The organism is Paraglaciecola polaris LMG 21857 (assembly GCF_000315055.1).
GTDB lineage: Bacteria > Pseudomonadota > Gammaproteobacteria > Enterobacterales > Alteromonadaceae > Paraglaciecola > Paraglaciecola polaris.
Genome location: NZ_BAER01000001.1, coordinates 23,821 through 30,177, shown reverse-complemented (window position 1 = coordinate 30,177; position 6,357 = coordinate 23,821). Strand labels below are relative to the sequence as shown.

Annotated in this window: 7 protein-coding genes; 5 read left to right on the top strand and 2 right to left on the bottom strand. The window is 43.0% G+C overall.

Going from position 1 to position 6,357, the window contains the following annotated elements:
* On the bottom strand, positions 1-535 hold a 535-nt coding region (locus tag GPLA_RS00135; RefSeq protein ID WP_040513526.1), incomplete at its 3' end, for a GbsR/MarR family transcriptional regulator.
* A 266-nt stretch (positions 536-801) separates the two neighbouring features.
* Between GPLA_RS00135 and GPLA_RS00130 the strand changes: the two genes are divergently transcribed.
* The 3 genes from GPLA_RS00130 to GPLA_RS00120 all read left to right on the top strand — a co-directional run bounded on the left by GPLA_RS00130 (position 802) and on the right by GPLA_RS00120 (position 2,442).
* A complete protein-coding gene (locus GPLA_RS00130; protein ID WP_007102757.1) occupies positions 802-1,365 on the top strand; it encodes a lipocalin family protein in 564 nt (187 codons plus the stop codon).
* 92 nt (positions 1,366-1,457) lie between these two features.
* Entirely contained in the window at positions 1,458-1,979 is a 522-nt protein-coding gene (locus GPLA_RS00125; RefSeq protein ID WP_007102756.1) for a hypothetical protein, read from the top strand.
* Between the two features lie 124 nt (positions 1,980-2,103).
* Entirely contained in the window at positions 2,104-2,442 is a 339-nt protein-coding gene (locus tag GPLA_RS00120; protein ID WP_007102755.1) for a zinc ribbon domain-containing protein YjdM, read from the top strand.
* A 109-nt stretch (positions 2,443-2,551) separates the two neighbouring features.
* Here GPLA_RS00120 and GPLA_RS00115 read toward each other — a convergent pair whose 3' ends face one another.
* Positions 2,552-4,309, bottom strand: coding sequence for a lysophospholipid acyltransferase family protein (locus GPLA_RS00115; protein WP_007102754.1), 1,758 nt, complete (start codon positions 4,307-4,309; stop codon positions 2,552-2,554).
* 187 nt (positions 4,310-4,496) lie between these two features.
* Between GPLA_RS00115 and pyrC the strand changes: the two genes are divergently transcribed.
* Both pyrC and GPLA_RS00105 read left to right on the top strand, forming a co-directional pair.
* Positions 4,497-5,528 carry a dihydroorotase gene (gene pyrC / locus GPLA_RS00110; RefSeq protein WP_007102753.1) on the top strand — a complete coding sequence of 344 codons (1,032 nt, stop codon included), beginning with the start codon at positions 4,497-4,499 and terminating at the stop codon, positions 5,526-5,528.
* A gap of 85 nt (positions 5,529-5,613) precedes the next feature.
* Positions 5,614-6,354 (top strand): substrate-binding periplasmic protein, encoded by a 741-nt coding sequence (locus GPLA_RS00105; RefSeq protein ID WP_226993014.1) that lies wholly within the window; start codon positions 5,614-5,616, stop codon positions 6,352-6,354.
* Positions 6,355-6,357 lie beyond the last annotated feature (3 nt).

Here is a 6,357-nt window from a genome sequence, read left to right as displayed (position 1 = left end):
AGGTTAATTTGTTCTTCATATCGAGCACTTTTCCCACTCCTGAGCCCAATTTCATCAAGGTGCCTAGGGTGTCTGGATTCATTTGCTGTAATTCACTGGTCCACTTACTGATGGTTTCCAGTAAATCATGGATCTCTTGTAAGCGCTGCTGAGCATATACTTCTTCTTGATTCTCTGGGCTCTCAAGCATAATACCGCGCAGCAAAGTGAGCGTTGGATCCATTTCGCGCTTACGCCGCTCTTCAAATACTTTATTTGCCATTTCCCATATAGTGCCCGCACTTTGATAATACTCTTTGCGATCGCCTGGCACATGATGCTGTTTAATCAACTGCCACGATTGCAGTTCTTTTAACCCCATGCTGACATTGCCACGAGAAACACTTAAGGCCTCCGCTATTTGGTTGGCACTTAAGGGAGTTTCGCTGATAACCAGTAAGGCATACATTTGTCCTACGGTGCGATTGAAGCCCCAGCGACTGCCCATCTCACCAAAGTGCATGACAAATGATTCGATCATTGGGGTCATTTGCATAAATTATTTTTCATATAGAAGTTTCAGTAATTACTGAAATTTAAACCTGTGTGCGAGTTTTGTCAAATGTGCACGCAGTGAGAACTTAGTTGAATACGGGTCTTAACCAGCCTAGATGACATCGCCGGAAAGTGAATGAATTTATTATCTTGTTGCGGTTAACGGACATTTTTATGCCACCAATGAAACCGAAGTGCTTACTAAATCAGTATAAGTGTCATTCTATTATCATCAACTAACATTCTCATTTAAAAAGGAGTGCAAAAATGCCGTTTCAACTGTCTCAATTCATTAGGGCTATTGCACTACGAAAGTCTATGCGCCGTTTAGGCTTATTGTTGGCTATGCTTTCTCTCAATGGTTGTACGTCTGTGCCTGAGGGCATCAAACCTGTGGCTAATTTTGAGTTGAATCGCTACTTAGGTCAGTGGTATGAAATTGCTCGTCTGGATCATTCTTTCGAGAGAGGGTTAGCGCAAGTGACAGCACAATACACTATGCAAAAAGACGGCGGCGTTAATGTGATTAACAGAGGTTTTAATCAAGAGAAACAAGAGTGGGATGAAGCCCAAGGTAAAGCTTATTTCGTTGCCGATGAAAGCATAGGTCACTTGAAAGTATCCTTTTTTGGACCCTTTTATGCGAGTTATGTGATCTTTTCGTTAGACACTCATGGTTACGAGTATGCGATGATCACAGGACCAAATCGCGACTACTTATGGATTTTGGCGCGTCAACCCCAACTACCGGCTGAGGTTCTGCAAACCTTACTGAGCAAAGCAACTGCTGCGGGGTTTGACACTCAAAAGTTAATATTCGTCGATCAATGAAGATCCATAATAAGCGCGTGATATTTATATGAAATGTTCATCACCTAACATGGGTCTTTTAATAATAGATAATTAGAAGTAACAGGTAACCTATGCGCTGTGATAGCCAAGCATTACAAAGTCATTTAGAAACGGTCGCTCAAGCTAAGACGTTTTTAAAACATATTTCTCATCATGCTTATCAAGAAGTCATGACACCTCAGATTTCCAGCAGTGCTGGTGCACATATGCGCCATGTGATTGATCATTACTTGGCACTAAAACAAGGTATGGAAAGCGGCGAGGTGGATTACAATTTGCGTCATCGCCATTCAGATGTGGCGAAATCTACCACAGCGGCTTTGCAGGCATGGCATGAAATAGAGACATGGTTAGTAGAGGTCTATCAACAGGACATGCAAAATACACTGAATGTTTTGGCCGAAACTTCAGTTGAGACAACTTATATCAATCAAGTCAGTTCAACATTGGGACGAGAGTTATTATTCGTTTCGAGTCATGCTGTTCATCATTTTTCGTTGTTAGCGATCATTGTTTCTTTGCAAGGACAAACAACACATGCACTGTTTGGCGTTGCGCCTGCCACTGCTACCTACCAACGTGCCCAAGCATAGCAAAGGTGAATTTGGCGTTTGTCGGCTTTATGTGGATAATAACGCCACTTTTGTGGGGAATCGTTGACATAGATTTTCTATAGACAATATTTCCACATCATTTTAGCTAATATAGGGACGCACCATGAGTGGTTTACCAAATTGTGTAGAGTGTAATTCTGAATACACCTATGAAGATCGTAATATGTATATTTGCCCTGAATGTGGGCATGAGTGGGCGCAAGGTCAAAATACTACTGACGACGATACGCCTGTTATTCGCGATTCAAATGGTAATACCCTAACCGATGGCGATACGGTCACCGTCATTAAAGATTTGAAAGTGAAAGGCTCATCTTTGGTGGTTAAAGTGGGAACTAAGGTCAAAAATATCCGTTTGGTCGATGGAGACCACGATATTGATTGTAAAATCGATGGTGTGGGTGCCATGAAGCTTAAATCTGAATTTGTTAAAAAGGTCTAACAACTAAGCTGTTTGGCCATAACGTATTTTCAATCTGGTTAGTTAGGGTAATACGGCGTTACGCGAGTAACGCTTTATTCAAATTAATGTCACCTTCGTCAAACTGACGTTACTGCATGCCATCATTTCTTGAGTATGCCTTGTAAGTCTGCCAACCCTCACCTAAATATAACTTACCAAGCTTTTCCGGTACCTGAGCTAATTCAACACTGAGAAGTAATCCTGGGGTATGGTTAAAATGACTGTCTATACCTAAACAATGAAACTTTGCGCTTAACTTTTGATAATGCTTAAGCAAGATAGGGATATCTTTACCGTCGCTTTCTATCCCAGCCAATAAACTGGTTAGGTGATTGGCTAATGGATACTGCCCAGCAAAATCAGCGATTTCAGCCGACACAGGGAAGTCGAAAGGAGTGTGTGCTTTGGCATTAGGTGTGGGCTCAACTAATGCGTGCTGGATAAGGCTGACACTACGAGGATCATAAAGTTTACTCAAAGATACTGTGCCATACAGTGTACGGTACTGGGGAAATTGACAGACAAAACGACCAATGCCTCGCCACAATAACAGCAAACCTTGAAAGCTATTTTGATAGGCAGGAATTAAAAACGAACGGCCCATTTCCAAACAAGGTGCCTGACGGTTTACAAACTGCGCTGAAAATTGAAACATCGCGCTGAGGTAAAAAGGATCTTGCTTACCCATTTTTAACAGACGGTCAGACTGGCCCATGCGATAAGCGCCAATGATATTGCCCTCATCGCGCTCCACGATAAATAAATGGGTGTAGGTTTTGTCGAAATCGTCGGTATCTAATGGGTTTCCGCTGCCCTCATCATGTTCACGGAATACCAATTCACGTAATCTAGCTATTTCTCTGACAGTTTGCGGGATCTGTTCGTAGTAGGCGTAATACACGTCTAAATTGCGATAACTGAGTAGCTTTTGCTCAGCAGCTAAATTTGCTAATTCTGTTTTTATCTCAGCACTCGGCACCTTAGGGATTAAGGGTTGCAATAAGAGCGTGCTCGAGGATGGCCAAGTATGGCGCCAAAGTGGATCTTGCACATAGCTTTGTACACGCTGTAATGCGGTTTGTTCAATGTCACTTGTGTTCGGTCGAAAGGCTTTAGCGGGGATGCAGGAGCTCGCAGAAATATTAATATTGCTATCACGTTTATTAAGTAATTCTCTGGGTAACATCAACATACGTAATCGATAGTAAATTCGGCCCAATCGGTAGAATAACGGACTATTTTGGCCACTGACAAAAACCGCTAAATAATGGGCTTGGGTGCGCGTTACCAAATTCGCAACAATCCGGTTCCACTGATGCTCACTTATGCGTTTCTTTTGTGATTGATAATATGACACGCGCCCTGCTGGAAAAATCAACAACGCCCCTCCATGTTTTACATGGCGTAAACTTTCTCGTAGGGATGGGCCGTTGCGTGGATCTCTTTCGGACAAAGGGTTAGTGAAAATGAAATAGTCTTTCAGTTCTTGAAAAATCTGCAGTCCTTGATTTGCTAGCACTTTAATATCCGGTCGTATTTGGCCAATGACATAAGCTAAAATGACACCTTCAATGCCGCCAAAAGGATGGTTGCTCGCGATAACTAACGGACCGTGATGCGGAATGTTTTGTTGCAATTCATCACCGCCTTCAATGTTAATATTTAACGCACCGAGTAGTGTTTTAGCGAATTTTTCCTTACCCATTCCTGTCAATTTATGCTCTGTATACAACTGATCAAGGCGATGTATGGCGAGCATTTTATCAAGTAAGGCTAATACGCCCACAAGAATAGCGCTTTGCTTTTCTTGTGGGACAAGGTTAAGTAAGGAAATTGCAGCCGTCATAAGCGGGTTCCGAATGAATAAAAGAATAATGCTGCAAATAATTTTGCAGAGCGTTAGTCATAAGACCGAGTTATATAGTTTTTCCATTCATACGCTAAAGGAATAGGTTGGCTATTATATCTACGGGGGATTTACGGCATAATAGCGACAAACTGAGATCTCAACCAATACGACTTAAGGCTAAAACATGCAGCAAATCACTTTGACTCAACCGGACGATTGGCATCTTCATTTTCGCGACAATGACATGTTGCCTGAAACCGTGTCAGCTACTGCTCGGACGTTTAAGCGCGCCGTGGTTATGCCAAACTTGGTGCCTCCAGTCGTGAATGCAGAAATGGCCAGTGCCTATCGCCAGAGAATCTTGGCAGCTCGCCCCCAGGGCAGTGACTTCGAGCCATTGATGACTATTTATTTGACAAATACCACATCAGTGGAAGATATTCGCCTAGCGAAAAAATCAGGCGTGGTAGCCGCAAAACTGTACCCAGCAGGGGCGACAACAAATTCAGATGCAGCTGTAAAAGGGATTGAAAGTTTATTTCCTATTTTTTCTGAAATGGCAGAGCAGGGCATGTTGCTGTTGATCCACGGTGAAGTCACGGACAGTCACGTAGACATTTTTGACCGTGAGAAGCTCTTTATTGAACAATATCTGATAAAAATTGTTAACCAGTTTCCCCAATTAAAAGTCGTGCTGGAACACATCACGACCAGTGATGCAGTGGATTTTGTGAATGGCTGCTCTGTCAATGTGGCGGCGACCATTACCCCCCAGCATTTGTTGTTAAACCGCAATGATTTGCTGGTGGGCGGAGTAAAGCCACATAATTTTTGTTTACCTGTGTTAAAGCGCAGTACCCATCAACAGGCGTTACGTCAGGCAGTAGCGACAGGATCGAGTAAGTTTTTTTTAGGGACTGACTCAGCGCCTCATGAACAACGTGCTAAAGAATCCGCTTGTGGTTGTGCTGGATGTTACAGTGCTTGGAGTGCGCTGGAGTTATATGCTCAGGTGTTCGAAGATTTAAATGCCTTGGATAAACTTGAAGGTTTTGCTAGCCATCACGGTGCCGATTTTTATGGCCTGGCGCGCAATACCAAGCAAGTCACTCTGATTAAGGATCCTTGGCAGGTGCCTGAGTCGATTGTATTACCAAACGGCCAACCCATCGTACCCTTTTTTGCCGGCCAAACAGTCAATTGGGCATTGAAGTAAAATGTTACGTTGGCAGACACTTTGTTTTTTGTGGGGCAGCATTTTTCTGTGTTTGTCCATCAGTCACAGAGTGTCGGCTGGACATATGAGCAATGAACCAGATTTTTGGGTGTTAACGGCGCTTGAACCCCCTTTTAGTTTGCGTAACGAACGCGGGCAATTAGAAGGATACTTAATCGAATTGGTTCAAGGAATTTTGGCTGAAGCAGATATACAGCAAGAAATATTAGCAGGACCTTGGGAGCGCTTAATTCAAGAAGCGCAGGACAAGCCCAATGTGCTTGTCTTCCCTCTAGCGCGCACGCCAGAACGAGAGAAGGAGTTCCATTGGGTACTTCCTTTAACCTCGAATGTATATGGTGTACTAGGTGTTCCTGTTGACGATACACCTATTCGTAGTTTTGCAGGTGTGAACGCAGTGGTCCCAATAGGAGTGTTGGGAAGTGACTTTCGGCATAAAGTGTTATTGGCTGAAAATGTCAATGAGGTTATGCCATACGATGACTATGACACGGCCGTATCTGATTTACGGGCTGGTAAGCTTGGCTCAATGTTTTTTTCCGACGCAGGACTGCGTTATTTTTGCTTTAAACAGAGTGCAGATTGCTCGCACATTAAATTGCTTTATCAATACGATACGTTAACCAGCTATATTGCACTGTCAAAAAATAGCGATGCCAAACATATAGCAATCTTTAATACAGCCGCTCAGCGCTTTTTAAAAAGCGACAAATTTAGCCAAATTCAACAAAGTTGGTTGCTGAAATTGCAGGAACAAGGTCCGTTCAAATTGCACATCAAAAACGGCGTACTAAACCTCTGGTAACGG